The following is a 26,073-nucleotide window of genomic DNA, read 5'->3' as shown; positions in this document are numbered from 1 at the left end:
GATCAGCGGCGCGTCTGCACGCCGATCGGCATGACCTTGCAGGTCCCGGTCTCCAGGTCGAAGCCCAGGCGTTCATTCAGCGTTTCCAGCGCGCGCCCATACATGTGCAGGTGGCGGATGACGCTGTCGCCCTGGATTTCGACGGCATGGATATCGTCCGGCATCAGTGCGATGCCGGCGCCAGGACCCACCACGACGGTGCCGGTCTTTTCCAGCTTGCCCACGCCGGGCACGGAGCCGTCGTCGGTGCGATCGTAGACGTAGTTGTATTCCACCCCCTCGACGGCGGCGATACAGGCCCAGGTGGTGTGGTTGTGCGGCACGATCTTCTTGCCCGGGCGCATCACGTTCAGATAGAGCGCATAGCTCTTGTCGGCGTCTTCGGCGATGAGGTAGCGCGCCTGGCGCTCGTCGCCTTCGGGGGCCGGATAGCGGTCGGCGGCCCACCACGCGGTGTTGCCGGCCAAGGCCACGAGTTCATCCAGCACGGACCGGAGGCTCTCGCGGTTCAGGCCCTTATTTCCTACAGTTTTTTTAATATTTCCAACCGCATTGTCGATGCCGGCCTGATGGGGATGTGCAGTGCTCACTTTGGCTTTCCCTCTTGATTCATGAGTTATTGCACTCACTGTATCGCCGGGATTCCGCCTCAACAATTTAAATTGCCTTAACATTCCATTAGCATTGCTAATATTTTGGGTTATCCCTAACCTGCTTTTCACGCCCCTACTTCGAGTCAGGCATGCGCAATCTGGATCTGGACCTGCTCCGCACGCTGACGGCAATCGCCCAGCATGAAACGTTCTCCGAAGCCGCCAACCGCCTGCACAAGACGCAGTCGGCGATCACCCAGCAGATGCAGCGGCTGGAGTCCATGATCGGGCTGCCTCTGTTCGAAAAACACGGGCGCAACAAACTGCTGTCATCGCATGGCCGGCGTCTGGTCGAATACGCCCGCCACATGCTGGCCATCAACGACGAGGCGCTTCGCGCCCTGCAGGACGGGGAGTTGGAGGGGGATCTGAGGCTGGGCGCCCCGCTGGACGTGGCGGACACGATCCTGCCCACCCTGCTGACGCACATCGCGCGCTCGGCCCCGCGCGTGAAACTGGAAATCCGCGTGGATCGCAGCCCCTTCCTGATGGACGCGCTGCGCGCCGGCGAGATCGACCTGACCATTTCCACCCGCTTCGACCAGGACTTCGAAGGCGTGGCGCTGCGCACCTCGCCCACGGTATGGCTGGCTTCGGCCGACTACGTGCATGACGTGCATGCGCCGGTACCGCTGGTGCTGGCCGATGATCCCAGCATCTTCCGCCGCCTGGCGCTCAATGCGCTGGAGCAGGCGCGCGTGCGCTGGCACACCAACTACGTGGCGCCGAACCTGGTGGGAATAAAAGCCGCGTTGCGCGCCGGGCTGGGGGTGACGGCCCGCAGCGTGGAGCTGCTGGGACCGGAAATGCGTGTGCTGGGAGAAAAGGAAGGGTTGCCACCGCTGCCCGACGTGACCTACTTCCTGTGGATAAGGCGCGACCTGATCAATCCGCTGACGCGGCAGGTCTACGACATGCTCAGGACGAACCTGGGCCTGGCGCAACAAGGCGACGCGACAGCGTAGCGATCAGGCCCTGCTTTCAATAGCGGTCGAAGATTTGCTGCAGGGCAGCCGGATCGCGCGTGACGGACAGCGCCAGCATCAGCAGGATGCGTGCCTTCTGCGGATTCAGATCGCGCGCGGCCACGAAGCCCAGGCTGGCGTCGTCCAGTTCGACATCCCGCGCGACAAAGCCGCTGCCGGTGCGGCTGGAGCGCACCACGGCTACGCCATCGTCGGCCGCGCGGCGCAAGCCATCAATGGCCAGGTCGGTGGCGTTGCCGTCGCCCACGCCCGCCAGCACGATACCGTCGGCGGCGCTGGCCAGGAAATCGATCAGGTCGGCTTGCAGGTTGGCGTGGGCATAGACGATGTCCACGCGCGGCCAGCCGGCTTTTTCCAGCAATGCGAGTGAAAACTCGCTTTGTGCGCTGTGCGTGGTGGTGTTGCGGGAGTAGAAGCACGGCGCGCCGCCATGCATGACTCCTGCGCGGCCACGATTGGGCGAAGCGAACGCGCACAGGCCCGCACTGGCGATCTTCTGGATCTCGCGGGCGTAGTGCACGTCTTCATTCATGACGACCAGCGGCCCGCGGGCGCGCGCGTCGGGGTGGCGCGCGAGCGCCACCGCGTTGTACAGGTTGGCGGGGCCTTCCGCGCCCAAGGCCGTGGCGGGACGCATGGCGCCCACCAGCACGACGGGCTTGTCGTGACGGATCACCAGGCTCAGGAAGTACGCAGTTTCTTCAAGTGTGTCGGTGCCATGCGTGATCACGATGCCGGCCACCGAGGCGTCCTGGCAAAGCGTGTCCACGCGCTGTGCCAGCGCGCGCCATACGTCGTGCGTCATGTTCTGGCTGCCGACATTGGCTACCTGCTCGGCGCGGATATCGGCAATGCCCGTCAGCTGCGGAACCGCGGCAAGCAAGTCGTTCACGGAGAACGAACCGGCCTTGTAGCCCGCAGAGGTAGCGTCGGCCTGAGCGCCCGCGATCGTGCCGCCCGTTGCCAGTACCGCTATGACAGGCAGAGCGCGTTCAGGCATCCACCACTCCGGACAGGCCTTGGCGTTCCAGCAGGGAATTCAGGTGTTCCCAGCCATGAAAGTCGATGACGATCTGTCCTTTTTCCTTGGCGCCCACCTTCAGCGCGACACGCGTTCCCAGGTGATCGGACAAGGCCTCTTCGAGGCGGGTCAGATCGCGCGAGACGCCATTGGCCTTCTTCTTGGGCGATGCCGCCGCTTCTGCTTCCTTGGCGGTCTTGGCGACAAGCTTTTCGGCCTCGCGCACCGACAGGCGACGCGCGATGACCTGATTGGCCAACTGGATCTGAGTTGCGGCGTCCACGGCCAGCAGCGCACGCGCATGGCCCATGTCCACATCGCCGGCCAGCAACATGGTCTGCACGGGCGCGGCCAGGTTCAAGAGGCGCAACAGGTTGCTGGTGGCCGAGCGTGACCGGCCGATAGCCTGCGCGGCCTGTTCGTGCGTCAGGCCAAACTCATCGAGCAGGCGGCGCACACCATGGGCTTCTTCCAGCGGGTTCAGGTCTTCGCGCTGGATGTTTTCGATCAGCGCCATGACGGCCGCGTTTTCGTCGGCCACTTCGCGCACCAGCACCGGCACTTCCTTCAGGCCAGCCATTTGGGCAGCACGGAAACGTCGTTCGCCCGCGATGATCTCGTAGTGACCGGGCGCACTTTCGCCTAGCCCGCGTACAAGAATGGGCTGCATGATGCCTTGTGTGCGTATCGATTCGGCCAGCTCACCCAAGGCGCCCTCGTCCATGCGCGTGCGCGGCTGATACTTGCCGGCGCGCATCTTCGAGATGGGCAAGGTGGATGGCGGACCCTCGGGCTTGGCCATGGCCTTGCCGATGTTGTCGATGACAGGCGCGTCCGCGCCCAGCAAGGCGTCCAGTCCGCGACCCAATCCCTTGGGTTTCTTGGTGGCCATAGTTAAATCCTCTTTCCTTCTGTTTTTGTATCCCGAGCCAGGCTCAGGCGTCCGTCTGCTCGGCGGGCAGGCGGTACCAATACGCGTAACAGTCTTTGAAACCGTAGCGGCCATACAAAGCGCGCGCGGCGGTGTTTTCCGGCTCGACCTGCAAGTAAGCCGTCTTGGCGCCGCTGGCGGCGCCTTCAGCCAATAAGTGTTCCACCAGGAAAGCGGCGTAGCCTTTACGCCGCTGCCCCGGGTCCGTGACGATGTCGAACAAGCCAAGCAGGTCGTCGTCGCGAACGGCCAAGCCCGCGGCAACGCACTGCCCCGCCGCGTCGATCGCGAGCACCGGCAGGATATCCACAGCAAGTCCTTGCAGACGTGCCTGATGTTCTCCAATGTGCCCGGATGACGAACCGCGCATGGACCCGACCGCCGCCGCAAAGCGCTCGGCATCGACAATCTTGAATAGCAGATCGCCCCTGGCATTGATCCGGGGGGCGAGCGGCGTGCTCATGACTCGGGTCTCACCGGTGAAGGTATAACCGCGGGCCTCCAGTTCGGCGTCGAGCGAAAAATCGGGGCCGATGGAGGTAATGCGCAGCACCATGGGCAAGCCATGGCGTGCATACAACGAAGAACAATACGCCAGGCGCTCGTCCAGCGGACGTGTGGATAACCCCAGCACATTCACACTGCGCACTCGCTTGGCTGGCGAAGGCGCGAAACGCACCAACCAGTCATCATAGAGCACCTGCGCGCCAACCGCCGTGGCGTTCAGCGCGGCCTCTTCGAGGCGTACACGCAGGACGTCGCGCACGTCGGCTTGCGGCGTGCTGCAGGTGTGCGTTGGTGTCGGGGAAAAGAGCGCGGCGACGGACATGAGTTACGGCTTACTTCAAGTCCTTTCTGACCCGGTCGATCATTTCCGCGCCGAACGAGATATAGGCCTGCGCGCCGCGTGACGCGCGGTCATACACCACGCCGGGCATACCGTAACTGGGTGCTTCGGCCAGGCGGACATTGCGCGGCACCACGGTCTTGAAGACCTTGTCGCCAAAGTGAGCTTCGAGTTGCGCCGACACTTGCTGCTGCAGCGTCATGCGCGGGTCGAACATCACGCGCAGCAGACCGATGACGCGCAGGTCGTCATTGATGTTTCGATGCACGCGCTTGATGGTGTTGACCAGATCGGACAGGCCTTCCAGCGCGAAGTACTCGCACTGCATCGGGATGATGACGCCATGCGCGGCGGCAAGGCCGTTCAGGGTCAGCAGCGACAGCGTGGGCGGGCAATCGATCAGGACAAAATCATACTGGCTGGCGATGGTATCGATGGCGGCCTTCAACTGGCGCTCGCGCTGGTCCATCTGCACCAGGTCGATCTCGGCGCCGGACAGTTCGCGGTTGGCGGGCAGCACGTCGTAGCCGCCCGATTCCGACTTCACGCGGGCCTGCTCGATCGTGGCTTCGCCGATCAGTACCTGGTACAGGTTCGACTCGAGCGCGTTCTTGTCGATGCCACTACCCATGGTGGCGTTGCCTTGCGGGTCCAGGTCCACCAGCAGCACGCGTTGATTGTGCGTGGCAAGGCCGGCCGCCAGATTGATGGCGGTCGTCGTCTTGCCCACACCACCCTTTTGATTGGCGATGCAGAATACGCGGGCGGATGTGCTGGGGGGTATGTTCTTCATAGGGTTCCTTGACTGCGGCGCATCCAGATCAGGCAGCGTTCTGCTTGCAGCTCCGGCACGTGGAGCGGCTGAATATGGTCGACTTGCCATTCCCCGCGCGCATGCAACGCCTGAATTTCTTCTTCGGGGACCTTGCCCTTCATGGCGACGAGGGTACCATTCTTGGCTACGTGACGACCCGCGAGTTGCGCAAAATCATCTAATGAAGCAAAGGCTCGCGACGTGACAATGTTGCACTCGGCCTCGTCCAGCGTTTCGATGCGGGCATGCCGCGCCTGGAGGTTGGACAAAGACAAGGCGCCGCTCATCTGCCGCACGAATGCGGTTTTCTTTTCAACCGCATCGATGCAGGTCACCGACCACAGGGGGCGCAGGATCGCCAGGACCACCCCAGGCAGGCCTCCACCCGATCCCACGTCGTAGATCTTGGCGGCGGCGTCCGGGGCGCCCAGCGCCTCGCTGAACGGCTTCACGGCGGCCATGCTGTCGAACAGATGCTGGATCAGCATCTGCTGGGGATCGCGGATGGCGGTGAGGTTGTACGTGCGATTCCAGCGCTGCATCTGCGCCAGATAATTGAGCAGCTTGGTCATCGCGGCGTCGTCGGCGTGCAGGCCCAGCTGCTCGCACGCACGAGAGAGGCGGCCGGCCATGTCCGCGCCGGCCTGATTGGCAGGCGCGCTCATGCCGCTTGCTTGCGCGAGCCGTAATGCAGGCGCTTCAGATGGATGAGCAGCAACGAAATTGCAGCGGGGGTGACGCCGGAAATCCGCGCGGCCTGGCCGACGGTTTCCGGACGATGCGTCTTGAGCTTCTGGCGCACTTCGAAGGACAGGCTGGTCACGGCGTCGTAGTCGACATCCGCGGGAATAGCCTGCAGCTCGTGGGCAATCTGCTTTTGCACTTCGTCCTGTTGGCGCGCGATGTAGCCGGCGTACTTCACCTGAATCTCGACCTGTTCGGCCAGGATCTCATCCGCCGCCACGCCGGGACCGGCGAGGAGCGAGCCATCGCTATTGCGAACGGCCATCAGGGCTTCATAGGAAACATTCGGGCGTTTCAGCAAATCTGCTAGTGAGTACTCACGCTCAATTGCCTTGCCCAGCAGCGGTTCGGCGACTTCCACCGGCAGCAGGCGCGGATTCACCCACGACGACTTCAGGCGTTCGACTTCCGCGGCAACGGCATCGCGTTTGCGATTGAAGGAATCCCAGCGCGCATCGTCGACGATGCCGAGCTGGCGGCCGATCTCGGTCAGCCGCAGATCGGCATTGTCTTCGCGCAGGCTCAGGCGATATTCCGCGCGCGAGGTAAACATGCGGTAAGGCTCGGTGACGCCACGCGTAACCAGGTCGTCGGCCAGGACGCCCAGGTAGGCTTCGTCGCGGCGCGGCGTCCATTGTTCACGGCCCAGTGCCTGCAGCGCAGCGTTTACGCCAGCGAGCAGGCCTTGGGCAGCCGCCTCTTCGTACCCGGTGGTGCCATTGATCTGCCCGGCGAAGAACAGGCCGTTGATGGCCTTGGTCTCAAGCGTGCTTTTCAATCCACGTGGATCAAAGTAGTCATACTCGATGGCATACCCGGGGCGCATGATGTGCGCATTCTCCAGACCCGGCAGGGAGTGGATCAGATCCAGCTGCACGTCGAACGGCAGACTGGTCGACACGCCGTTGGGATAAACCTCGTGCGTGTCCAGCCCTTCGGGCTCCAGGAAGACCTGGTGCGATGCCTTGTCGGCGAAGCGATGTATCTTGTCTTCGATGGACGGGCAATAACGCGGGCCCACGCCTTCAATGACACCGCTGTACATCGGCGAACGGTCCAGGCCGCCACGGATGATGTCGTGCGTCCGGGCGTTGGTGTGCGTGATCCAGCATGGCAGCTGACGCGGGTGCATGGCCACATTGCCCATGTACGAGAACACGGGAATGGGATCCAGGTCGCCCGGTTGTTCTTCCAGGATGCTGTAGTTGATCGTACGGCCGTCAATGCGCGGGGGGGTGCCGGTCTTCAGGCGGCCCTGCGGAAGCTGCAATTCCTTCAACCGCTGCCCCAGAGAAATCGAGGGAGGATCTCCGGCACGGCCGCCCGAATAATTCTGCAGACCCACGTGAATCAGGCCATTCAGGAATGTACCGGCGGTCAACACCACCGTCTTGGCCTTGAACTTCAGACCAACCTGGGTGACGGCACCGACCACTCGGTCACCCTCCACCATCAGATCCTCGACCGCCTGCTGGAACAGCCAGAGATTCTCCTGGTTCTCCAGGCGGCCACGGATCGCCTTCCGGTACAGCACGCGGTCTGCCTGGGCGCGAGTCGCACGCACGGCTGGCCCTTTCGAGCTGTTCAGGATACGGAACTGAATCCCTGCCTCGTCCGTTGCCAAGGCCATCGCCCCACCGAGGGCGTCGACTTCTTTGACAAGATGGCCCTTGCCAATTCCGCCGATGGACGGATTGCAAGACATTTGGCCTAGGGTTTCGATGTTGTGCGTCAGCAGCAGCGTCCGGGCGCCTGCACGAGCTGCGGCCAATGCCGCCTCGGTGCCGGCGTGGCCGCCACCAACGACGATGACATCGAATTCGCGGGGATAGTCCATGATTGGGGGGAGGTATAGAGAGCGTTCGGTGCTCATTATAGAGGCAGGGGTTGCATGTTTCACGTGAAACATGTTTCGGTGCAGCATTGCCGTTGGAGAGGGTCCGCCCGCGTAGGTAATTGGCAACGCGCGGGACGGCGGAGGGGCGAATGTGTTGGCATTTGCCGCTGTTTCACCGGCAGTGTTTCACGTGAAACACCAGCTAAGGCGAGTACCTGAGGAACTTGCTACCTCATTCAACAGGGAAATGTTCCACGTGAAACAGTGCGCTTCCGTGCATCGAAACGGGTCCGACCGGCATGACCAGGCGACGGTCGGGCGTTATGCTGCCAGCGCTTTGGTCAGGCTGATGCCACCGCATACCCATAACCCTATGCGCCAGCGACTACCCTCTCCGCCGGGAACGGCCAAAAGCTGCCAGCCCGTCGCGCATGAACTGTGGACAAGATACAGAGAACTAGGCGCCACAGACAGCCATTTAACCGGCAATGTTCCACGTGAAACATGAACTCTTGGTCTTAGGCATCAGATCCGAACATCAAAATCTCCCCCGTGCGCCCGTGATGTTCCACGTGAAACATGCAAGCTATCCAGCAGTTCTCAGGAGTACCTCTTAAGCCGCCGTGATGGCATCCGCCGTCTGAGCCGATGCCATCGGCGGCCACATTATTGAAATTCCACTCTTGTCCTACTCATAGGACCTGCTTCCGATGTAGCCATAACTCAATGCTGCAACCCGATCTTCAGGACCAGGGGGATGTTTCACGTGGAACACAAACCACAAAGTGCATCGGGTCCCGGAAATTCTCTGTGTGCGCCCCGCTCTGTTTCACGTGGAACACCCGAGTAGATAAGAGACAAATCCAGCACCACGCAAAATTACTTCCGTCCTCAAGCTTGTCATTCGGTACAGCCCCGAAATTTCCCTCTTCGCCTGAGCCAGGATGTTCCACACCGGCAAAGGTAAAAATTAGGAAAAATATCGTTTTATTCCACCCTACCCTTACCTATGCCCAAAAAAATGGTTTTTTTCCTAAACTCCGCGAGTCCGACTTCAAGTCCGTACGCCAAATCGCGAATCGAATATCCCTGAACGATAGACGCAAGCGCAAATTTCCGAACTACAACTTACCCACAACGTTCGGTGAGGAAATGGGAACCCCGCGCTCAACATGATTCGAGATGGGATTCGCCAGTCGATCCAAAGATGGGAAGTCCGCCGAACAAGACGATCATCACTATCGGAGACGGGACTTTATCCACAGATTCATAAAAGGGGTGGCAGCGGGGAGAAACGCCCCAATTTGGGGGTGCGCGGATAGAGTTACGCACACTTTTATCAACAGGAGCACCGACGCAAAATGAAGCCGAAACCAGGAGGCATACTGGACGCACAACCCTGGGGATAAGTCGTCGTCGATAGAAGCGCTGCCCTCGCTGTCGGCGGTCTCCTCGGCTACCAGCAGCAGGCTGGTGCCAATGCGCCAAACAGCCCAAACACATGAATCCAAAGCGACGGGCGCTGCCCCGGAACGACAAGGCCCGTTCCATAATGCACCTGGATGTCGCAATGCCTGAGCGAACCGCCTGCGCCTGGCGCCACGCCGAGTGGCGTGCGATAACTTGGTCCAGGAATTTCAACCAATCATTCGATAATCAAGATCGCCAAAAGAAGCACAACTACCCAGACTTGGCCTTGGGAACTCCGCCACAAGGATGCAGTCAAACCGCGCTCAAATATCGGCCTGGCGATTTATCCACAAACTTGTCCAGCGCCGCCCGGGCATCCGCCGTGTGAACATGAAATGTTCACTGACCCGACAATTATCTTGCTCGCACTGTCGCGAGCGCGCCATCATCCATATGGCCGAGGTGTGACGCTTTCATGTGAAACCCTGTGGAAAACTCGCAGTTCGGTTTTCGACATGTTTTTTCGATCGGAGGTTAAGTCCTGCCTCGCGATGGAGAAGCGAAGTATTGGCGCGTGGCGGCAAATACCCTGCACAAGAAGATCCGTTTTTCGTTGCTATCCCCATTTCTATCCACAGGCTGACCCCCCGCATTTTGGGTACCCAGGGGTGTAATTCTGTGCATAACCGGGATGGGGATATCTTTGTGAACAACCACCCGCCTCGGGGCCTGAAAGGACCAGAAAGTCCTTGGATCGTTAATTATTCCCAGAGCTGGGCGCACAGGGAAGGCAGGGGGAAAATAGCGCTAAACACCCGATTTCCCTAGGGAAAAGCCAGGTTTTCCATGAAACCGGCCCCACGCCCGCCGGCGCGATCGTCGCTGGCTCGCTATTAAAGAAGGGCAAACCAATAAGCTAGAAATCTGTGCAAAACCGTGCAACAACAGTACTCGTTGCTTCATTACTGAGCACAAAAATGCTCATGCCCGAAAATAATTATCCACAGACTTATCCAAGGGTCGAGAATATGTTAGTGACTACTAACTTCGATCTCGCCAAGCCAGGAAAACGCGGTCCCCAAACGACACAACGCCCCAGACCCGAAGGTCTTGGGGCGTTGTAGCCAGGTCTGACCTGGCTGACGGGAAATTGGGATTTCCCGATTTAGAGCGGGCGAATTTCGGCCGCTTGAGGTCCTTTCGGACCATCCTTGACTTCGAATTCGACTTCCTGGCCTTCGTTCAGGCTGCGATAGCCGCGGCCCTGGATGGCGGAAAAGTGTGCGAAAACGTCGGTACCGCCAACGTCCGGCGTAATGAAACCGAAACCCTTGTCAGCGTTAAACCACTTAACTTTGCCCTTCTGAGCCATTTTTTCTAGCGTCCTGTAATTAAATCGAAATGCAATGAATCAAGGACGCCATGCGAACTGAACGATCGGTGCAAAACCTGTGTTCCCGCTTGCCGCCAATACGGCAGAACGAGTCCGCCCGCTGCTTGAATCAACTGCAGAATCAGCATACTCATCCCGCATTACAGACTCATATAGTTGTTTACCCCAATGTCGTATTTTTCTGACTGGAACGTCAGTACCGCTAGGCGGAATTCCCCGGCCGCCGCGCCAGAAATGCGTAGATGGGGCCGGTGACGATCACCACGAAAACCATGCGCGTGACGTGAAACGCGGTCACCACGGGAACCCCTAATTGCAGCACTTTGGCGGTGATCGCCATCTCCGCGATGCCACCCGGTGTCGTCCCCAGAATCAAGGTGGGAATGGGCGCTGCGGACCACAACGACAACACCGCCCCCAACCCGAACGCCAGCGTCAGCGCCAGGACCGTGAACGCCGCCACGGCAGCCATGAAGCGCGGCGCCGCACGGAAGAAATCCGGCCGATAGCGGTCGCCCAGGGCCCAGCCGATCAAAAGCTGTCCGACCTTGGGAACGTAGTCGGGCAAGGCGGATAGCTCGATGCTGAATGCCGTCAGCAGCATGGCCACGAGCATGGGCCCGAGCACCCAGGGATTCGGCAGGCGCAGCTTCATGAACGTCATGCCGCCCATGCAGGTCAGCGCAACAAGCGCCGCCAGCCCCAAGCCGTGCACGTCCCTGGGCCCCGGGACCGTGGGATCCAGCCCCGCCACGCCCCACCATTGGAAGATAAAGGGCACAGTCACCACCACCAGCAGCACGCGCACGCTGTGCGCAGTCGCCACGCGATCGATGCGCGCACCATGCCGCTCCGCAAGGCTGGCCATCTCGCTGGCGCCACCAATCGCCGAGGAGAACCACGCAGTCTTGAAGTCCGCATCGGTGTAGCGGCGCAAGATCGCGGTCCCCATGAACGCGAGCGCCAGCGCGAACAGCATGCCCACGATGATGGGCCCGGCATTGCTGCCGATATGCCCGATGACCTGCGGCGTGAAATACAGGCCGAGCGACGTTCCGATCACCCATTGCCCCCCATTGCGCGCGGGCCTCGGGCATGCGGTTCCCAGCCCTGCGATCCGCGTGGCAGCCGTCAAAAGCAGGGCTCCCAGCATCCAGGGCAGTGGCATGTGCGCCCACACCGCCAACAGTGCGCCAATCAGCGCAATCCCAAACCCCCCCGCTACCCGCACCAGCATGTTCTGAACCACAATCCCGTCCGCGTTAGAAGCTCATGAAAAACGAATTATGAGTTAGTGGGATACTTACGAATACTCTCTTTGCCTACCAGCGTTCACATTCGCATCCAACATGATCCGATCCAAACTTCCCGACGTCGGCACCACCATCTTTACCGTGATGAGCCGCCTGGCCATCGAGCACAAGGCCATCAATCTGGGTCAGGGCTTTCCTGACTTTGATCCGGACCCCGCGCTATGCGCGCTGGTGACCAAGGCAATGGCCGAAGGCCACAACCAGTATCCCTACATGCCGGGCGTCGCGCCCCTGCGCGAAGCCATTGCCGCCAAGACGCGACAACTGTATGGCCACACCTACGATCCGGAAACCGAAATCACGGTGACCAGCGGCGCCACGGAGGCCTTGATGGCCACGGTGCTGGCCGCGGTGGGCAGCGGCGACGAAGTTGTCGTCATCGAACCCTGCTATGACTCTTACCTGCCGGCGATACGCCTGGCAGGCGGCACGGCGGTTCCGGTGCCGCTGCGCGCGCCCACCGAGGCCGACCCTTACTACCGCATAGACTGGCAGCGCGTGCGCGACGCCATCACGTCCAAGACCCGCCTCCTGATGTTGAACTTCCCGCACAATCCCACGGGCGCCGTGCTCGAGGAAAGCGATCTGGATGCACTGGAGGCCATCGTTCGCGAAACCGGCGTGCTGCTGGTGTCCGATGAAGTCTATGAACACATCGTGTTCGACGGCAAGCCACACGCCAGCGTGGCGCGTCGCCCGCTCCTGGCTGAACACGCGTTCGTGATCTCGTCGTTCGGCAAGACCTATCACACCACTGGCTGGAAGATCGGCTACTGCTGCGCCCCGCGCCACCTGAGCGCCGAGCTGCGCAAGGTGCACCAGTTCATGGTGTTCACGGTGCCTTCGCCCATGCAATTCGCCCTGGCCGAGTTCATGCGCGATCCCAAGCCCTACCTGGAGCTTCCAGCGTTCTACCAAGCCAAGCGCGACCGCCTTTCGCAGGGCCTGGCCAATACCCGTTTCCGCCCCCTGCCCAGCCCCGGCACGTTCTTCCTGCTGGCCGATTACAGCCATATATCGAAACAGAACGAAGCCGATTTCGCGCGGGACCTGACGGTCAAGCATGGCGTGACAGTGATCCCGGTCTCGGCGTTCTACCGCCAGCCCGACGCTCCCGAATCCAACCATCGCATCGTGCGCTTCTGCTTCGCCAAGAAAGATGCGACGCTGGATTCGGCGCTGGAGCGCCTGGCGCAAGTATAAAAATCATATTTATGAGTAAAAGCTCATATTTCAAATTCAGGATCTACTGAGAGCTTCACCGCATTAAAAAAGGGGCGCCAGCAGGCGCCCCTTGAAGTTTCCGGCATTGCTTCAAGCGCGGGACGAAAGCCTTGCCGGCGGCCCGCCCAGCATTGAATCAAGCCGGTCCAGCGGCAACCTTTCTTGCTGCGCGCAGCCGACGCAGGAGCTGCGGCAGGATCACGACCGCGGCCGCCCCCGACCACAATGCAATCGACACGGGGCTGGCGAACAGCACGCCCACATCGCCGTCGGTCATCGACAGCGCACGGCGCAGGTTCTGCTCCATCATGTTGCCCAGCACCACGCCCAGAACCAGCGGCGCCATGGGCACGCCGAACTTGCGCAGGAAGTAGCCCAGGGTTCCGATGCCCGCGACCAGCAGCAGGTCGAACGTGCCGGCATTGATGGCATATACGCCGATGTAGCTGATGCACAGGATGCCCGGAACCATCAGCCAGCCCGGCACCGACAGCACCTTGGAGAAGAACCGGACCAGCGGCACGTTCATGATGAACAGCAGGACGTTGGCCACGAACAGCGACGCAATCAGTCCCCACACCAGTTCCGGCTTGGATTCGAACAGCACCGGACCCGGCGTGATGTTGTAGAGCGTCAGCGCCCCCATCATCACCGCGGTGGTGCCTGAACCCGGAACGCCCAAGGTCAGCATCGGCACGAAGGAACCGATGGCCGACGCGGTCGCAGCCGCTTCCGGCGCCACCAGACCGCGCATGTCGCCCTTGCCGAACTTGGCGTCCGGATCCTTGGCCTCAATGATGCGTTTTTCCTGCGAGTACGCGACAGCCGCGGCCACGCTGGCGCCGGCCCCCGGCAACACGCCCACGCCGAAGCCCACCAGCGCGCTGCGCACGACGCTCCACCAGGTGAATGCCATCTCTTTCAGGTTAAACAGCTTGCGACCGCTGGGCTTGACCTCCACGCTGTGTCCGGCCATCACCTTCTCAAGCATTTCCAGCATCTCGCTGACCGCGAACAAGGCAATCACGACGACGACGAAATCAATGCCGTCGGCCAGGTGCACAGACTCGAACGTATAGCGATACACCCCCGAGTTCGCATCCACCCCGACCACGGAAATCGACAAGCCGATCATCGCCGCCAGCACGCCCTTGACGGGCTGCTTTCCCAGCAGGCTGGTCAGGCAGCAGAACGCGAAGATCATCAGCACGAAATACTCGGCGGGACCGAAGGCCAGCGCCCATTTCGCCAGCATCGGCGCCAGCAGGATGATTCCCACCACGGACACGATGGCGCCGAAGAACGCCGACCAGGCCGACAGCGACAACGCCACGTTGGCCATGCCCTGGCGCGCCAGCGGATAGCCGTCCAGCGTCGTCATGATGGCGCTGGCCTCGCCAGGCACATTCAGCAGGATGGCCGTGATGCGTCCGCCGTACTCCGCGCCCACATAAACCGCCGCCAGCAGGATCAGCGCGGTCTCGGGCGGCAGGTTCATCGCGAACGCGATGGGTATCAGCATTGCCACGCCGTTGACCGGCCCCAGGCCGGGCAGCACCCCCACCATGGTCCCGATGAACGAACCGATCGCCGCCACCAGGATGTTCGTGAACGAGAAGGCAACGCCAAAGCCTATCGACAGATGATCAAGAATGCCGCTCATATCAGGTTCTCCAGCAGTCCGCCGGGCAGGACCACGTCCAGCACCTTGTCGAACAGCACGAAAAAGAAAAGGCTCATGACGACGCCGCCGATGGCGCATTTTGCCCAGCTGCCCCCGAACAGGCGGCCCACAAAGACCGTCATCAGGGAAGTGGCGATGACAAAGCCCAGCCACTGGAACAGAAAGGCATACGCGGCCGCGAACACCACCATCAGCGCAATGCGCCCGTTTGCGCCCGGCGGATTGGCCTCGACCGCATGGCCGCCCTTGTAAACCAGCCATAGACCGCACAGGCCGATGATCAGCGCCAGCAGCAGGGGGAAGGCGCGAGGGCCGACGGGTTCATAGGCGAATGGGGCCTCGATTCCCCAACCCGCCGCCGTCATGAAGACGGCTAGCGCCAGGGCCGCAAGCCCCAAGATTCGATCGTTCATGATCCACTTTTCCGTTGTAGTCGCGCCCTGCGGCGCAGCGATCCCCAGCCGCCGCCGGCATCGGCCGGCGGCGGACAGGCCCTTGCGGGCGCGTGATCGGGTCAGAAAGCCCTGCGGCTTATTTCTTGATCAGGCCGAACGTGTCGGCCAGTTCGCCGTACTGCTTGACCTGGTTCTTCACGTAGGCGTCCAGCTCGGGACCTGTCTTGTTGAACGGAAACAGGCCCTGCTGCTGGCGCAGCTTCTCGAACTCGGGAGCGGACGTCGCCTTGTTGAACGCATCGACCCAGAATTGGTAGTCGCCATCGGACACCTTGGGACCCACGTAAAAACCGCGGATGATGGGCCAGACGATGTCGTAGCCCTGTTCCTTGGCGGTGGGCACCGTGCCCAGCTTGCCGGGCAGGCGCTGGTCATTGAACACCGCCAGCACGCGGATGGGGGCGCCGCCTTCGAGCATGGTGAAGGCTTCGGCCGCATCGCCCATGTAGGCCTGGATGTGGCCACCACGCAGCGCGGTCACGGCCTCGCCGCCGCCCTCAAACGCGACGAAACGCATTTTCTTGAAATCCACGCCAGCCGCCTTGGCGGTCAGCGCGGCCTTCATCCAGTCCTGGCTGCCGACGGTGCCGCCCGCGCCCAGCACGATCTTGGTCGGATCCTGCTTGAAGGCGTCCATCAGGCTCTTCAGGTCGGTGTATGGGGAATCATTGCGCACCACGGCCACGCCGTAGTCGGTGCCGATGGCCGCCAGCCAGCGCACGTCGTTGACGTTGTACTTGCCGAACTTGCCCTGGGCCAGGTTGAGCAAGGAACCGCCCGAGAATGCGACGATCGTGCCGGGCTCGTTGGGATGCTGGGCGACGATGTTGTTGTAGGCCACGGCGCCGATGCCGCCGGGCATGTAGACGATGCGCATGGTGTTCTTGAGCGCCCCGCTCTGCTTCAGGCCCTCGGTGGCCAGGCGGCAGGTCAAATCGAAGCCGCCCCCGGGCTGGGCCGGCGCAATGCATTCCGGGCGGCGGGGCTCTTCGGCGGCGTGAGCCGCTCCAAAGGACAGGGTAATCGCGCCAAGCGCCGCGACGGCGGCCATGCGCAGCTTCAGACTCGTCTGCATTCTTGCGTCTCCAGGATTTATAGGTCTAGGTATGGCTGGAAGCTCCGCTCAGGCGATCGCCGCGCATCGGTGGTTCCAGTGGACGCAACCGTACAAAACCGAAGCTTTCCATAACCTTTCAATTCCGGCCGTTTTCGTGACGCGGCGCAGCATCCGGCACGGAACCCAGGGAAAACACCAGTGCCGCCCGCAATCCTGCCAGGGGAACCCGGTTCTCCAGGACCAGGCGCGCCCCCAGGATCTCGGCGATGGTGCCCACGATGGCCAGGCCCAGGCCGGCCCCCGGCTTGTTCTTGCCTGCCGCTCCCCGACGAAATCGGACGCAGGCCCGGGCGATATCCTCGGCGGACATGCCGGGGCCGTCATCCTCCACGGCCAGCCTGACCTCCCCGGGGGCGACCAGGATCCGCACGGTGACCACTCCGCCAGGAGATGCGTAGCGAATGGCGTTGTCCACCAGGTTGCTGACCGCTTCCCGCAAGAGCCAGTCGGCGCCGCTGACGACCACGGGCCTCTGATCGGCTTCTAGGCCGATATCAAGCTGACGCCCTCGGGCGTTCGGAAGCAGTCCCCGAAGGACCCCGTCGGCCAGATCCACCAGATCCACCGGTTCGGGGGCAAATCCGCCTTCGGCCAGGGAAGCGTCCTTAGCGCGCGCCAGAGCGAGCATCTGGTTGGTGGTGCGTACGGCCCTGTCCAACCCTTCCTGCATCGCCAGAAGGGCTGTACGGACCTCCTGGGGGTCTGTTTCGCGCAGGGCGTACGCCGTCTGGGTCCTCAAAACGGACAAAGGCGTGCGCAATTGATGCGAGGCGTCGTCCAGGAACTGGCTCTGGACCCTCCCCAGAGCCGCAAAACGGGCCATGTGGAGGTTTACGGCCGCAACCAGGGGCAGGACCTCACCCGGCATGTCCGAAGCGCTGACGGGGCTTAAATCGTCCGCGGAACGGCCTTCCACCTCCTGTCGGAGCCTGACCAGGGGGCGCAAGGCCATGAAAACGCCCAAGACGATCACCAGAACGCTGATCAGGATCACGGCCAGGTCACGTTCCACCGAGCGCACCAGCACCTTGTGAAGGAACGCCTGCCGGCTTTCCAGCCCTTCGGCCACCTGGACAATAACCCGTCCCCCTTTGTTTGCATACAAGGGCGGGTCCATTGGACGCGCCAGCGCCGCAACCCTGACGGGCATCCCCTGGTAGGTCGCGTAGAAAAAACGCGGTTCGCCGGAAACCAGCGGCTGGTCGGGCATGGGCAAGTCGGGATGTCCTATTTCGGCCAGCCCGTCCTCTGTCGCCACCCGGTAGAAAACACTGCCATTGGCCGTCAGCTCGAAAAATTCCAGCATCAGGTATGGCTGCTCCATGGCTAATCCACCGCTGGCTGTGGATATGTTGTGGTCGATCGCACGGAGCGCTCCGGAGAGTGACCTGTCGTAGGCAATGTCGACCTGGTTGCGCAACTGGTGGTTCGACAGCCACAGGGCGCCCATCATCACGAAGACAAGCGTTGGGATCAGCCACCAGAGCAACTGGCTTTTCAGCGTCCGATTGCGTTTTTTTGCCGCGAAAAACCCGTTTTTTTTAGGACTTCTAGTTGTCAACAAGGTTCTCCAGGCAGTAGCCCATGCCTCGCATGGTGACTATCTGAACACCGGTTTCCGCCAATTTTTTGCGCAAACGGTGAACCAGAACCTCGATGGCTTCCAGGTTGATGTCCGCATCGTCCGTGAGGATGCGGTCAAGAATCTGCTGTTTGTTGATGGGTTCACCGCTTTTCTGGATCAGAACCCGTAGCACCGCATGTTCACGTGGGGATAACTGCAAAGGCTGTCCGCCGACCGTGAATTTTTGCGCGGAAGTTTCAAAAACCAGGTTTCCCAGAGCAAGGCGCGGGTGTTCACGCCCGCGACTGCGCCGGATGAGCGCGATCAGACGCGCTTCCAACTCTTCCACAACAAACGGTTTTGGCAGGAAATCGTCTGCTCCCTGGTGCAGCGTTCCGATTCTTTCCGCCAAGGAATCGCGCGCGGTCAAGACCAGCACCGGCGTACGGTCGTCTCGCGCGCGAATCTTCGCCAGCAAAGTATGGCCGTCCATGCCCGGAAGTCCGAGATCCAGAACAACCGCGTCGAATTCTTCAATCGCCAGCCTTCTTTCGGCGACCAGTCCGTCATCAGCCCATTCAACGACAAAGCCGGCATGTCTGGCCAGGCTTCGAGCAAGCCAGAGGGCAAGTTCGGCTTCATCTTCGATCAGAAGGATACGCATGGACGCAGTCCGGGGGGCAGTGGCTGGGCGGAATGGGAAAGCATGTTTGGCTTTTCCTTTATTTCTCTTTATATAAAGACTAATGATTAATAAGGCCTGTGGATAACTACCTTAACCTTGGAAACCTCTTTTTTTTCATAAGCTTGCAAGCGTTTTTGCCTGTGCAAGAACTCTGTGTGGGAAAAAAGCTGAAGTTGGACAAGATTTTGGACCCTGCCCAAAACCCCTGCTTGTTCAACTTGCCTCCACAACATGTGCACAACCTGCCGCCTTAGGAGTTATCCACAGGCCCTTTTCTGGAAACGGGGCTCCAAAACGGCACTTTTACCCCAAAAATCGAGGATCCGCCTACCCTGTTTTTCGCCCTCATAGAGGGTCTAAAACGGCCCCTGAGGCGCTATCGAAACCGGGCATTCGAGGGGGCATTTCCCCGCTTTCTTTACAGGGGACTGAACAAAAAGTGAGCAGAATTCGCCGTAGAATTCCGCCATGGCAAGAGACATCAGAATCAGGAAATCCGGGTGGGCATCCCGGTTGAGAAGCGGTTTGCTGGCTGACAAGCTGCCCGTCACCTTGTGCATGGCGGCGTTGATGGGATTGGCGGGGGCGCTGGCCACCGTGGTGTTCCGGGAGTTGCTGGGCTGGACCCAAATGCTGCTGGGCGGAGGCGACGTTCCCCATGGAATGGTGTCCCTGGCCCGCGGCCTGGACCCCTGGCAGCGCTTCCTGATGCCGGCGGCGGGAGGCGCGATCGCCGGCATCATTCTGCAAACGGCGGCCCGATGGCTGCCCAGGCGCGGCGCGGCGGACTATATGGAGGCGATTTCGATCGGCCGGGGCGTCATCGGCTTTCGCCAGACGGTTGCGCGCAGTCTGTCGTCAATTTTCTCTATCGGATCCGGCGCTTCCATCGGGCGCGAAGGCCCGATGGTCCAGTTGGCGGCCATGTGTTCGTCGCTGGCGGGCCGTTATCTGGTGCTCCCGCCTCGGCATTTGAGGCTGCTGGTGGCCTGCGGCGCGACGGCGGGCATTACCGCCGCCTATAACGCGCCCATTGCGGGGGCGCTCTTCATTTCCGAAATCGTCTACGGCGTCATTTCATCGGCCACGCTGGTTCCCCTGGCCGTGGCGTCGGTAGTCGCCAATATCGTCACCCGCCAGATCCTGCACTATGACGCCGTCTTCCATATGCCGCACTTTGAATTCGTGTCCGGCTGGGAAGTGATCAATTATCTTGGGCTGGGTCTGATCGCCGGCCTGGCTGCGCCGCAATTCCTGCGGTTCCTGGATATCTCCCGCGCGGCATTTGGTCGCCTGCCCTTTCCGCTGTGGGCCAGGATGACCGTGGGAGGACTGATCGTGGGCGCGCTGTCCGTGCTCAATCCCGAGGTTTGGGGCAACGGGTACAGCGTGGTCAATAGCATGTTGCATACGCAATGGGCGTGGCAGGCGGTGGCCGCCATTTTGTTGCTGAAGACGCTCGCCACCGCCGCCAGCGTGGGGTCTGGCGCGGTGGGCGGGGTTTTCACGCCGACGTTGTTCGTGGGCGCCGCGCTCGGCGCCCTGTACGGAACGGGTCTGCATGGAATGTTCCCCGCGGGGGGGCTTTCGGCGGTATCGAGCTATGCCGTTGTGGGAATGGGGGCGCTGCTGGCCGCCACCACTTATGCGCCGCTGATGTCCATTTTGATGATCTTCGAGATGACGCTGAGCTATGAGGTCATGCTGCCTTTGATGCTGGCGTGCATGACCGGATATGTAGTCGCGCAACGCATCCGGCCCGACTCCGTCTACGCGAAATCCTTGGCTGGAAACCGTCTCGAACAGCGGGTTCTGGCAAAGGAAAACGGGCATGGAAAATAAACGAGTAAAAGCTCGTATATTTTCATATTCCAGATAAAAGTTAAGCTAACGACAACGATGAGCCCGGCGCCATGAGTGGAACAAAACCCCTTAAATAAGGGGTTTTCTCATGAATACTCGGTTAAGTCCGATCTCCCTGGCCCTATGGGTCTCGACGTATCCGTATCGCAGATAAATTGCGATGTTCTCCGTCATCATCTCCTGGGTGTAGAGGCGGATGCAGGCAAAGCCAGCCTGGCGGGCCACGTCCTCGGCCCACCGCAACATTTCCCGGCCGTACCCTCTTCCTTGCGCCAAGGACGACACCGCGATGTTGTCCAGCAGCATGCAGCCAGAGTCAGGCTCGGGAATCAGAACGATAAGACCTTGGACCCCGGCTTGGGTATCGAGCACGTGAACTACATCCTGCGCCACGCGGGCCCGGTAGTCGTCCCGCATCGGACCTGGCGTGGCGCCGATCCGGGTGATGTAGTGGGTGTACGCATCCTTGACGATGCGTTCGATCGTTGCCACGTCGCCGGGCGTCGCGGGCCGGATCCAATAGGGGCGGTTCGTGTCCATCGCCTCGGATGTCTCCCGGCTATTTTCCGATGCAGAAGCTTGAGAAAATCTCGCCCAGGAGGTCGTCGCTGGTGAACTTCCCGGTGATGCTGGACAGGCTGTCATGGGCCAGCCGCAGTTCCTCGGCAAACAGGTCCAGCACCCGGTCATCCTGGCCTGCGTGCTCGGCGGCCAGCTCCAGGTGTTCCGCCGCTTCCTGCAAGGCGTGCAGATGGCGTTCGCGCGCAAGCCACGGTGATTCGGCGCCCGGATTCCAGCCGGCGATCCGCAGCAGCTCGGCGCGCAGCGCGTCCAGGCCGACGCCGCGCTTGGCGGAGATGCCCAGTTCGTCCGGTTTGGCCGTGAAGGGGGTGGACAGCAGGTCGACCTTGTTGAATACCTTCAGCACCGGCGTGCGGGCGGGCAGGCGCGCGGTGATCTGGGCGTCGAGCTCGTCGCCGGGCTGGGTGGCGTCCTGCAGATGCAAAATGACATCGGCGCGTTCGATTTCCTGCCAGGTGCGCGCGATGCCGATGCTCTCGACGGTGTCATCGGTATCCCGCAGGCCGGCCGTGTCCACAATATGCAGCGGTACGCCGTCGATATGGATCTCCTGCACCACTTTGTCGCGTGTCGTTCCGGCGATAGGCGTGACGATGGCGATATCGTCGCCAGCCAGCGCGTTGAGCAGGCTGGATTTGCCCACGTTGGGCTGGCCGGCAAGCACCACATGCAGGCCTTCGCGCAGGATCACGCCCTGGCGCGCCTGCGCAATCAGCGCGGACAGATCCGCGGCCAGCGCATCCAGCGTCGGGCGGGCCTGATATTTCTCAAGAAAGTCGATTTCCTCTTCGGGAAAGTCCAGCGTCGCTTCGACCAGCATGCGCAGGTGAATGATGCGGTCCGACAAGTCGTTCACACGCGCCGAGAATTCGCCGGACAGGGACGCCATGGCGCCGCGCGCGGCGGCCACCGACGATGCTTCGATTAGGTCCGCGACCGCCTCGGCCTGCGCCAGGTCCATGCGATCGTTCAAGAATGCGCGGCGAGTGAATTCGCCGGGTTCGGCCAGGCGCAAGCCCAGGTCCCGGCCAGCGGCCAGACAGCTGTCGAGAACGCGGCGCAGCACTGCGGGGCCGCCATGGCCCTGCAGTTCCAGCACGTCCTCGCCGGTATAGGAATGCGGCGCGCGGAAGTAGATGGCGATGCCTTCGTCCAGCAGTTCTCCGGCCAGGGATTTGAACGGCAGGTAATGCGCATGGCGCGGGTTCAGGTCTCGCTGGAACAGGCGGCGCACCAACTCGGACAGGTCCGCGCCAGAAACGCGCACGACGCCGATGCCACCTCTTCCGGGGGCGGTGGCAATGGCGGCAATGGGGGCGTAGGCGGACATATTTTGGCTATGGCGATGCAAGAACAATAGGGGAATATAACTGTTGCGCGGCGCGTTGTTTGCTGGTTACTGTGGCCCCGAGGTTCAAAACCCGAAACAACTCTGGGAGATCACGATGGCATCTCGGTTTTCGCGTGTCTTGGCCTGCGGCTCCGCCGCGGTGATATTGGCCTTTGGCACATTCAGTTCGGCCATGGCCCGCGATCTGGTGATCGGATTGAAGACCGAGCCATCTTCGATGGATCCGCAGTATCACGCGCTGACGCCCAATACGCAGATTTCCCAGACCATCTTCGACACGCTGGTTGCCACCGACGCGCAACTCAAGCCTCAGCCTTCGCTGGCCGAATCGTGGACCGTGGACGGCAAGATCTGGACGTTCAAGCTGCGTCCGAACGTGAAGTTCTCGGACGGCACGCCCTTTACCGCGGAAGACGTCGTCTTTACATATGACCGCGTGCCGAAGGTGCCCAACAGCCCGTCGCCGTTCACGCTGTACCTGGGGTCTGTTGCGAAAACCGAAGCGGTCGATCCCATGACCGTGCGCATCACGACCAAGGACGTCGCGCCGAATCTGCTGGTGAACCTGGCGCAATTGCCCATCATGTCCAAGAAGGCCGCATCCGGTCCCGCGGCCGAAGGCAAGACCACCACGGAGTTGAACAGCGGCGATGGCCTGATAGGCACGGGACCCTACAAATTCGTGTCCTGGAAGCGCGGCGCGGAATTCGTGCTGGCGCGCAATGACAACTACTGGGGCAAGAAGCCCGAGTGGGATCGCGTGGTCTACCGTCCCATCAGCAATGCCGCGGCGCGCGTGGCCGCCTTGCTGGCCGGCGACGTCGACATGATCGAGGATCCCCCGACCGATGACCTGCCCAAGCTCAAGGGCGACAAGAAGCTCTTTGTCGAGGAAACGCCGTCGGTGCGCGTGGTGTACGTCGCGCTGGACCAGTATGCCGAGCCTTCGCCCGGCGTCCAGGGCACCGAGAAGAACCCGATGAAGGACAAGCGCGTGCGCGAGGCGCTGTCGCTGGCCATCAACCGCGACGCCCTGGTGGAACGCGTGATGGGCGGTGTGGCGTTGCCCGCCGGCAATCTGTTGCCCTACCCCATGTTCGGATCCAGCAAAGAGCACTCGAAGGCGCCGAAGGCGGACGTGGAAAAGGCCAAGGCGCTGCTGAAGGAAGCCGGCTACCCCAACGGTTTCTCGATCACGCTGGGTTCGCCGTCCGGCCGCTACGTCAACGATTCAAAGGTTGCGCAGGCGATCGCGTCCATGTGGACACGCATAGGCGTGAAGACCAGCGTGGACGCGATGGCGCCCCCGGTGTTCTTCAAGAACCGCGACAGCTACGCGTTTTCGGCTTATCTGGCGGGCTGGTCCGTCACCAGCGGCGAAATGTCCAATGCGCTGACATCCTTGCTGATGACACGCAACCCGGAAGCGGGCCTGGGCACCACCAACCGCAGCCGCTATTCCAATCCCAAGATGGACGAGCTGGTGAAGGAAGCCTCGTCGACCATGGATGACGCCAAACGCGCCGAATTGCTTTCCAAGGCAAGCAACATCGCCATGGACGACTTCGCCATGCTGCCGGTGCATTTCGAGCTCTCGGTATGGGCCATGAAAAACGATATCCGATACCAGGGCCGTCCCGACCAGGTCACGCTTGCGCAGTTTGCAACGCTGAAGAAGTAACGCGCACAGCAGGCGGTATCTCGTGCTTGCAACAATAGTAAGAAGGCTCCTGCAGACCATCGTCGTCATGCTCGTCATGTCGGCGCTGGTCTTTGCCGGAATCTACATGGTGGGCGATCCGGTATCCATGCTGGCAAGCCCGGAAGCGACGGAAGCGCAGCGTGCCGCCATCAGCGCATCGCTGGGGCTGGACCAGCCCTTGTGGCGGCAGTACCTGATCTTCATGAGCCAGGCGGTGCGGGGGGATTTCGGCAACAGCTTCCTGACCGGCGAACCGGCCATGCACCTGATCCTGGAACGCATGCCGGCCACCGTGGAGCTGGCCTGTGTGGCCATGCTGTTATCGGTGCTGATCGGCGTGCCGCTGGGCATCCTGGCGGGTCTCAAGCCCAAGGCTGTCGGGTCGCGCGCGATCATGACGAGTTCCGTGCTGGGCTTTTCGCTGCCCAACTTCTGGGTCGGCCTGATGCTCATCATGGTGTTCGCCGTGATCCTGGGATGGGTGCCTGCGGGTGGACGCGGACAGACGGTCAGTATCGGTTCGCTGCAGCTCAGCGTGCTGACGTTCAATGGATGGTTGAGCCTGGCCCTGCCGGCCGCCACCATCGCCATCGCCAAGTGCGCGATGATCATCCGCGTCACACGGGCGGCCACGCGCGAGGCCCTGCCCATGGACTACATCAAGTTCGCGCGCGCCAAGGGCTTGTCCGAAAGGCGCGTGCTGGGCGTGCATCTGCTGAAGAACATCCTGATTCCCGTGGTGACGGTGGCGGGCCTGGAATTTGGGCAGGTAATGGCATTTGCCGTCGTGACCGAGACCGTATTTTCCTGGCCTGGAATGGGCAAGCTGCTGATTGATTCCATCATCAACCTGGATCGTCCCGTGGTGGTGGCCTATCTGCTGCTTATCGTGTTTTTCCTGGTTATGTTGAACCTCGTGGTGGACATCATCTATACGGTGCTGGATCCCCGCGTACGCCTGGATAGCCGCCGATGAACACGCCTGTCAGCGTCGCCGCGCCCCCCTCTTCCGCCAGGGAGCAATCGCCCTGGCGGCGATTCGTATCCGACTTCTTCGCCAGCAAGCTGGCCACGCTGGGCCTGGTGATGCTGATCGCGATCGTGGGCGCCGCGCTGCTGGCGCCGTGGATCGCGCCGCAGAATCCCTATGACCTGGCCAGCCTGGACATCATGGATTCCAAGCTCAAGCCAGGCAGCGAAAGCGGCGACGGTTCCATGCGCCATTGGCTGGGCACCGACGGCCAGGCGCGGGATCTGCTGTCCGCGATTCTCTACGGCATGCGCACGAGTCTCATGGTGGCCACCGTGTCGGTGCTGGCGGCCTTTGGCATCGGCGCCACGGTCGGCCTGATCGCGGCTTACTTCGGCGGCCGCATCGATGCCTTGCTGATGCGGGTTGTGGATATCCAGTTGTCGTTTCCCGCCATTCTTGTCGCGCTGATGCTGCTGGCGATCCTGGGCAAGGGTGTGGATAAGGTGATCATCGCGCTCATCGTCGTGCAATGGGCCTATTTCGCGCGGGCGGCGCGCGGCGCGGCGCTGGTCGAACGCGGCAAGGAATATGTGGAGGCCGCGCGCTGCATGTCGCTGTCGTGGGGGCGCGTGCTGTTTCGCCATGTGCTGCCGAACTGTATGCCGCCGCTCATCGTGATCGCCACGATCGATCTGGCGCACGCCATTGCGTTGGAAGCGACGCTCTCGTTCCTGGGGGTGGGCGTGCCGGTAACCGAACCGTCGCTGGGGATGCTGATCTACAACGGCTTCGAGTATCTGCTGTCCGGCCAGTACTGGATCTCCTTCTTTCCTGGTATCGCGCTGGCGCTGGCCATCATTGCCATCAATCTGGTGGGCGACCACCTGCGCGATGTGCTCAACCCGCGCCACGCGAACTGAGGAC

Annotated in this window: 22 protein-coding genes; 6 read left to right on the top strand and 16 right to left on the bottom strand. The window is 61.6% G+C overall.

The genetic code is table 11. The features are described 5' to 3' along the window. Positions 1-2: 2 nt before the first annotated feature. A complete protein-coding gene (locus HLG70_RS21820) occupies positions 3-590 on the bottom strand; it encodes a cysteine dioxygenase family protein (RefSeq protein ID WP_171665985.1) in 588 nt (195 codons plus the stop codon). A 152-nt stretch (positions 591-742) separates the two neighbouring features. Between HLG70_RS21820 and HLG70_RS21815 the strand changes: the two genes are divergently transcribed. Then, positions 743-1,618: a LysR substrate-binding domain-containing protein gene (locus HLG70_RS21815; protein WP_171665987.1), complete on the top strand. Its 876-nt coding sequence runs from the start codon at positions 743-745 to the stop codon at positions 1,616-1,618. A gap of 16 nt (positions 1,619-1,634) precedes the next feature. Here HLG70_RS21815 and HLG70_RS21810 read toward each other — a convergent pair whose 3' ends face one another. The 8 genes from HLG70_RS21810 to HLG70_RS21775 form a co-directional block, all read right to left on the bottom strand. Continuing rightward, positions 1,635-2,639, bottom strand: coding sequence for an asparaginase (locus HLG70_RS21810; protein ID WP_171665989.1), 1,005 nt, complete (start codon positions 2,637-2,639; stop codon positions 1,635-1,637). Beyond that, on the bottom strand, positions 2,632-3,552 hold the full coding sequence (locus HLG70_RS21805; protein WP_171665992.1) for a ParB/RepB/Spo0J family partition protein: 921 nt from the start codon (positions 3,550-3,552) through the stop codon (positions 2,632-2,634). Before HLG70_RS21805 ends, HLG70_RS21810 begins: the two co-directional genes overlap by 8 nt. A 43-nt stretch (positions 3,553-3,595) precedes the next feature. Then, a complete protein-coding gene (locus HLG70_RS21800; protein ID WP_171665994.1) occupies positions 3,596-4,420 on the bottom strand; it encodes a GNAT family N-acetyltransferase in 825 nt (274 codons plus the stop codon). 10 nt (positions 4,421-4,430) lie between these two features. Further along, positions 4,431-5,231 (bottom strand): ParA family protein, encoded by an 801-nt coding sequence (locus tag HLG70_RS21795; protein ID WP_171665996.1) that lies wholly within the window; start codon positions 5,229-5,231, stop codon positions 4,431-4,433. Beyond that, complete coding sequence (gene rsmG / locus HLG70_RS21790) at positions 5,228-5,917, bottom strand: 16S rRNA (guanine(527)-N(7))-methyltransferase RsmG (RefSeq protein WP_171665998.1); 690 nt, start codon at positions 5,915-5,917, stop codon at positions 5,228-5,230. Before rsmG ends, HLG70_RS21795 begins: the two co-directional genes overlap by 4 nt. After that, positions 5,914-7,833, bottom strand: a complete 1,920-nt coding sequence (gene mnmG / locus HLG70_RS21785) for a tRNA uridine-5-carboxymethylaminomethyl(34) synthesis enzyme MnmG (RefSeq protein ID WP_171666000.1) — start codon at positions 7,831-7,833, stop codon at positions 5,914-5,916. Before mnmG ends, rsmG begins: the two co-directional genes overlap by 4 nt. 2,575 nt (positions 7,834-10,408) lie before the next feature. Next, a complete protein-coding gene (locus HLG70_RS21780) occupies positions 10,409-10,615 on the bottom strand; it encodes a cold-shock protein (RefSeq protein WP_008157480.1) in 207 nt (68 codons plus the stop codon). Positions 10,616-10,838: 223 nt separating this feature from the next. Next, positions 10,839-11,873 carry an AbrB family transcriptional regulator gene (locus HLG70_RS21775; RefSeq protein WP_171666002.1) on the bottom strand — a complete coding sequence of 345 codons (1,035 nt, stop codon included), beginning with the start codon at positions 11,871-11,873 and terminating at the stop codon, positions 10,839-10,841. 112 nt (positions 11,874-11,985) lie between these two features. On the opposite strand from HLG70_RS21775, the gene HLG70_RS21770 reads away from it, so the two are divergent. Then, the gene (locus tag HLG70_RS21770) at positions 11,986-13,152 is read left to right on the top strand and encodes a pyridoxal phosphate-dependent aminotransferase (RefSeq protein WP_171666004.1); all 1,167 of its coding nucleotides are present in this window, start codon (positions 11,986-11,988) and stop codon (positions 13,150-13,152) included. A gap of 157 nt (positions 13,153-13,309) precedes the next feature. Here HLG70_RS21770 and HLG70_RS21765 read toward each other — a convergent pair whose 3' ends face one another. The 5 genes from HLG70_RS21765 to HLG70_RS21745 all read right to left on the bottom strand — a co-directional run bounded on the left by HLG70_RS21765 (position 13,310) and on the right by HLG70_RS21745 (position 18,657). Then, positions 13,310-14,836 (bottom strand): tripartite tricarboxylate transporter permease, encoded by a 1,527-nt coding sequence (locus HLG70_RS21765; RefSeq protein WP_171666006.1) that lies wholly within the window; start codon positions 14,834-14,836, stop codon positions 13,310-13,312. Beyond that, a complete protein-coding gene (locus HLG70_RS21760) occupies positions 14,833-15,270 on the bottom strand; it encodes a tripartite tricarboxylate transporter TctB family protein (RefSeq protein WP_171666008.1) in 438 nt (145 codons plus the stop codon). Before HLG70_RS21760 ends, HLG70_RS21765 begins: the two co-directional genes overlap by 4 nt. Positions 15,271-15,388: 118 nt before the next feature. Then, positions 15,389-16,363 carry a Bug family tripartite tricarboxylate transporter substrate binding protein gene (locus HLG70_RS21755; protein ID WP_234103435.1) on the bottom strand — a complete coding sequence of 325 codons (975 nt, stop codon included), beginning with the start codon at positions 16,361-16,363 and terminating at the stop codon, positions 15,389-15,391. Positions 16,364-16,505: 142 nt separating this feature from the next. Beyond that, on the bottom strand, positions 16,506-17,990 hold the full coding sequence (locus tag HLG70_RS21750) for a sensor histidine kinase (protein ID WP_419144780.1): 1,485 nt from the start codon (positions 17,988-17,990) through the stop codon (positions 16,506-16,508). Continuing rightward, positions 17,980-18,657, bottom strand: coding sequence for a response regulator (locus HLG70_RS21745; protein ID WP_171666011.1), 678 nt, complete (start codon positions 18,655-18,657; stop codon positions 17,980-17,982). Before HLG70_RS21745 ends, HLG70_RS21750 begins: the two co-directional genes overlap by 11 nt. 489 nt (positions 18,658-19,146) lie before the next feature. Between HLG70_RS21745 and HLG70_RS21740 the strand changes: the two genes are divergently transcribed. Further along, a complete protein-coding gene (locus tag HLG70_RS21740; protein WP_171666013.1) occupies positions 19,147-20,520 on the top strand; it encodes a ClcB-like voltage-gated chloride channel protein in 1,374 nt (457 codons plus the stop codon). A 90-nt stretch (positions 20,521-20,610) separates the two neighbouring features. Here HLG70_RS21740 and HLG70_RS21735 read toward each other — a convergent pair whose 3' ends face one another. Then, positions 20,611-21,081, bottom strand: coding sequence for a GNAT family N-acetyltransferase (locus tag HLG70_RS21735; protein WP_171666015.1), 471 nt, complete (start codon positions 21,079-21,081; stop codon positions 20,611-20,613). 19 nt (positions 21,082-21,100) lie between these two features. Next, on the bottom strand, positions 21,101-22,453 hold the full coding sequence (mnmE, locus tag HLG70_RS21730) for a tRNA uridine-5-carboxymethylaminomethyl(34) synthesis GTPase MnmE (protein ID WP_171666017.1): 1,353 nt from the start codon (positions 22,451-22,453) through the stop codon (positions 21,101-21,103). Between the two features lie 115 nt (positions 22,454-22,568). Between mnmE and HLG70_RS21725 the strand changes: the two genes are divergently transcribed. From HLG70_RS21725 to HLG70_RS21715, 3 genes are read left to right on the top strand one after another with little or no spacing between them, the layout of a single operon-like run. Continuing rightward, positions 22,569-24,155, top strand: coding sequence for an ABC transporter substrate-binding protein (locus HLG70_RS21725; protein WP_171666019.1), 1,587 nt, complete (start codon positions 22,569-22,571; stop codon positions 24,153-24,155). 22 nt (positions 24,156-24,177) lie between these two features. After that, entirely contained in the window at positions 24,178-25,152 is a 975-nt protein-coding gene (locus HLG70_RS21720; protein ID WP_171666020.1) for an ABC transporter permease, read from the top strand. Next, a complete protein-coding gene (locus tag HLG70_RS21715) occupies positions 25,149-26,069 on the top strand; it encodes an ABC transporter permease (RefSeq protein ID WP_171666022.1) in 921 nt (306 codons plus the stop codon). Before HLG70_RS21720 ends, HLG70_RS21715 begins: the two co-directional genes overlap by 4 nt. Positions 26,070-26,073: the final 4 nt, after the last annotated feature.

It is taken from the genome of Achromobacter deleyi (assembly GCF_013116765.2).
Lineage (GTDB): Bacteria > Pseudomonadota > Gammaproteobacteria > Burkholderiales > Burkholderiaceae_B > Achromobacter > Achromobacter deleyi_A.
This window is presented reverse-complemented; position numbering and strand designations above follow the sequence as displayed.

Bases quoted from the DNA above. Each gene is read 5' to 3' on its own strand.
- HLG70_RS21740 (WP_171666013.1), top strand. From the start codon at position 19,147: ATGGCAAGAGACATCAGAATCAGGAAATCCGGGTGGGCATCCCGGTTG.
- HLG70_RS21765 (WP_171666006.1), bottom strand. From the start codon at position 14,836: ATGAGCGGCATTCTTGATCATCTGTCGATAGGCTTTGGCGTTGCCTTC.
- HLG70_RS21795 (WP_171665996.1), bottom strand. From the start codon at position 5,231: ATGAAGAACATACCCCCCAGCACATCCGCCCGCGTATTCTGCATCGCC.
- HLG70_RS21770 (WP_171666004.1), top strand. From the start codon at position 11,986: ATGATCCGATCCAAACTTCCCGACGTCGGCACCACCATCTTTACCGTG.
- mnmE (WP_171666017.1), bottom strand. From the start codon at position 22,453: ATGTCCGCCTACGCCCCCATTGCCGCCATTGCCACCGCCCCCGGAAGA.
- mnmG (WP_171666000.1), bottom strand. From the start codon at position 7,833: ATGGACTATCCCCGCGAATTCGATGTCATCGTCGTTGGTGGCGGCCAC.
- HLG70_RS21800 (WP_171665994.1), bottom strand. From the start codon at position 4,420: ATGTCCGTCGCCGCGCTCTTTTCCCCGACACCAACGCACACCTGCAGC.
- HLG70_RS21780 (WP_008157480.1), bottom strand. From the start codon at position 10,615: ATGGCTCAGAAGGGCAAAGTTAAGTGGTTTAACGCTGACAAGGGTTTC.
- HLG70_RS21735 (WP_171666015.1), bottom strand. From the start codon at position 21,081: ATGGACACGAACCGCCCCTATTGGATCCGGCCCGCGACGCCCGGCGAC.
- HLG70_RS21725 (WP_171666019.1), top strand. From the start codon at position 22,569: ATGGCATCTCGGTTTTCGCGTGTCTTGGCCTGCGGCTCCGCCGCGGTG.
- rsmG (WP_171665998.1), bottom strand. From the start codon at position 5,917: ATGAGCGCGCCTGCCAATCAGGCCGGCGCGGACATGGCCGGCCGCCTC.
- HLG70_RS21775 (WP_171666002.1), bottom strand. From the start codon at position 11,873: ATGCTGGTGCGGGTAGCGGGGGGGTTTGGGATTGCGCTGATTGGCGCA.
- HLG70_RS21815 (WP_171665987.1), top strand. From the start codon at position 743: ATGCGCAATCTGGATCTGGACCTGCTCCGCACGCTGACGGCAATCGCC.
- HLG70_RS21715 (WP_171666022.1), top strand. From the start codon at position 25,149: ATGAACACGCCTGTCAGCGTCGCCGCGCCCCCCTCTTCCGCCAGGGAG.
- HLG70_RS21760 (WP_171666008.1), bottom strand. From the start codon at position 15,270: ATGAACGATCGAATCTTGGGGCTTGCGGCCCTGGCGCTAGCCGTCTTC.
- HLG70_RS21810 (WP_171665989.1), bottom strand. From the start codon at position 2,639: ATGCCTGAACGCGCTCTGCCTGTCATAGCGGTACTGGCAACGGGCGGC.
- HLG70_RS21805 (WP_171665992.1), bottom strand. From the start codon at position 3,552: ATGGCCACCAAGAAACCCAAGGGATTGGGTCGCGGACTGGACGCCTTG.
- HLG70_RS21755 (WP_234103435.1), bottom strand. From the start codon at position 16,363: ATGGCCGCCGTCGCGGCGCTTGGCGCGATTACCCTGTCCTTTGGAGCG.
- HLG70_RS21745 (WP_171666011.1), bottom strand. From the start codon at position 18,657: ATGCGTATCCTTCTGATCGAAGATGAAGCCGAACTTGCCCTCTGGCTT.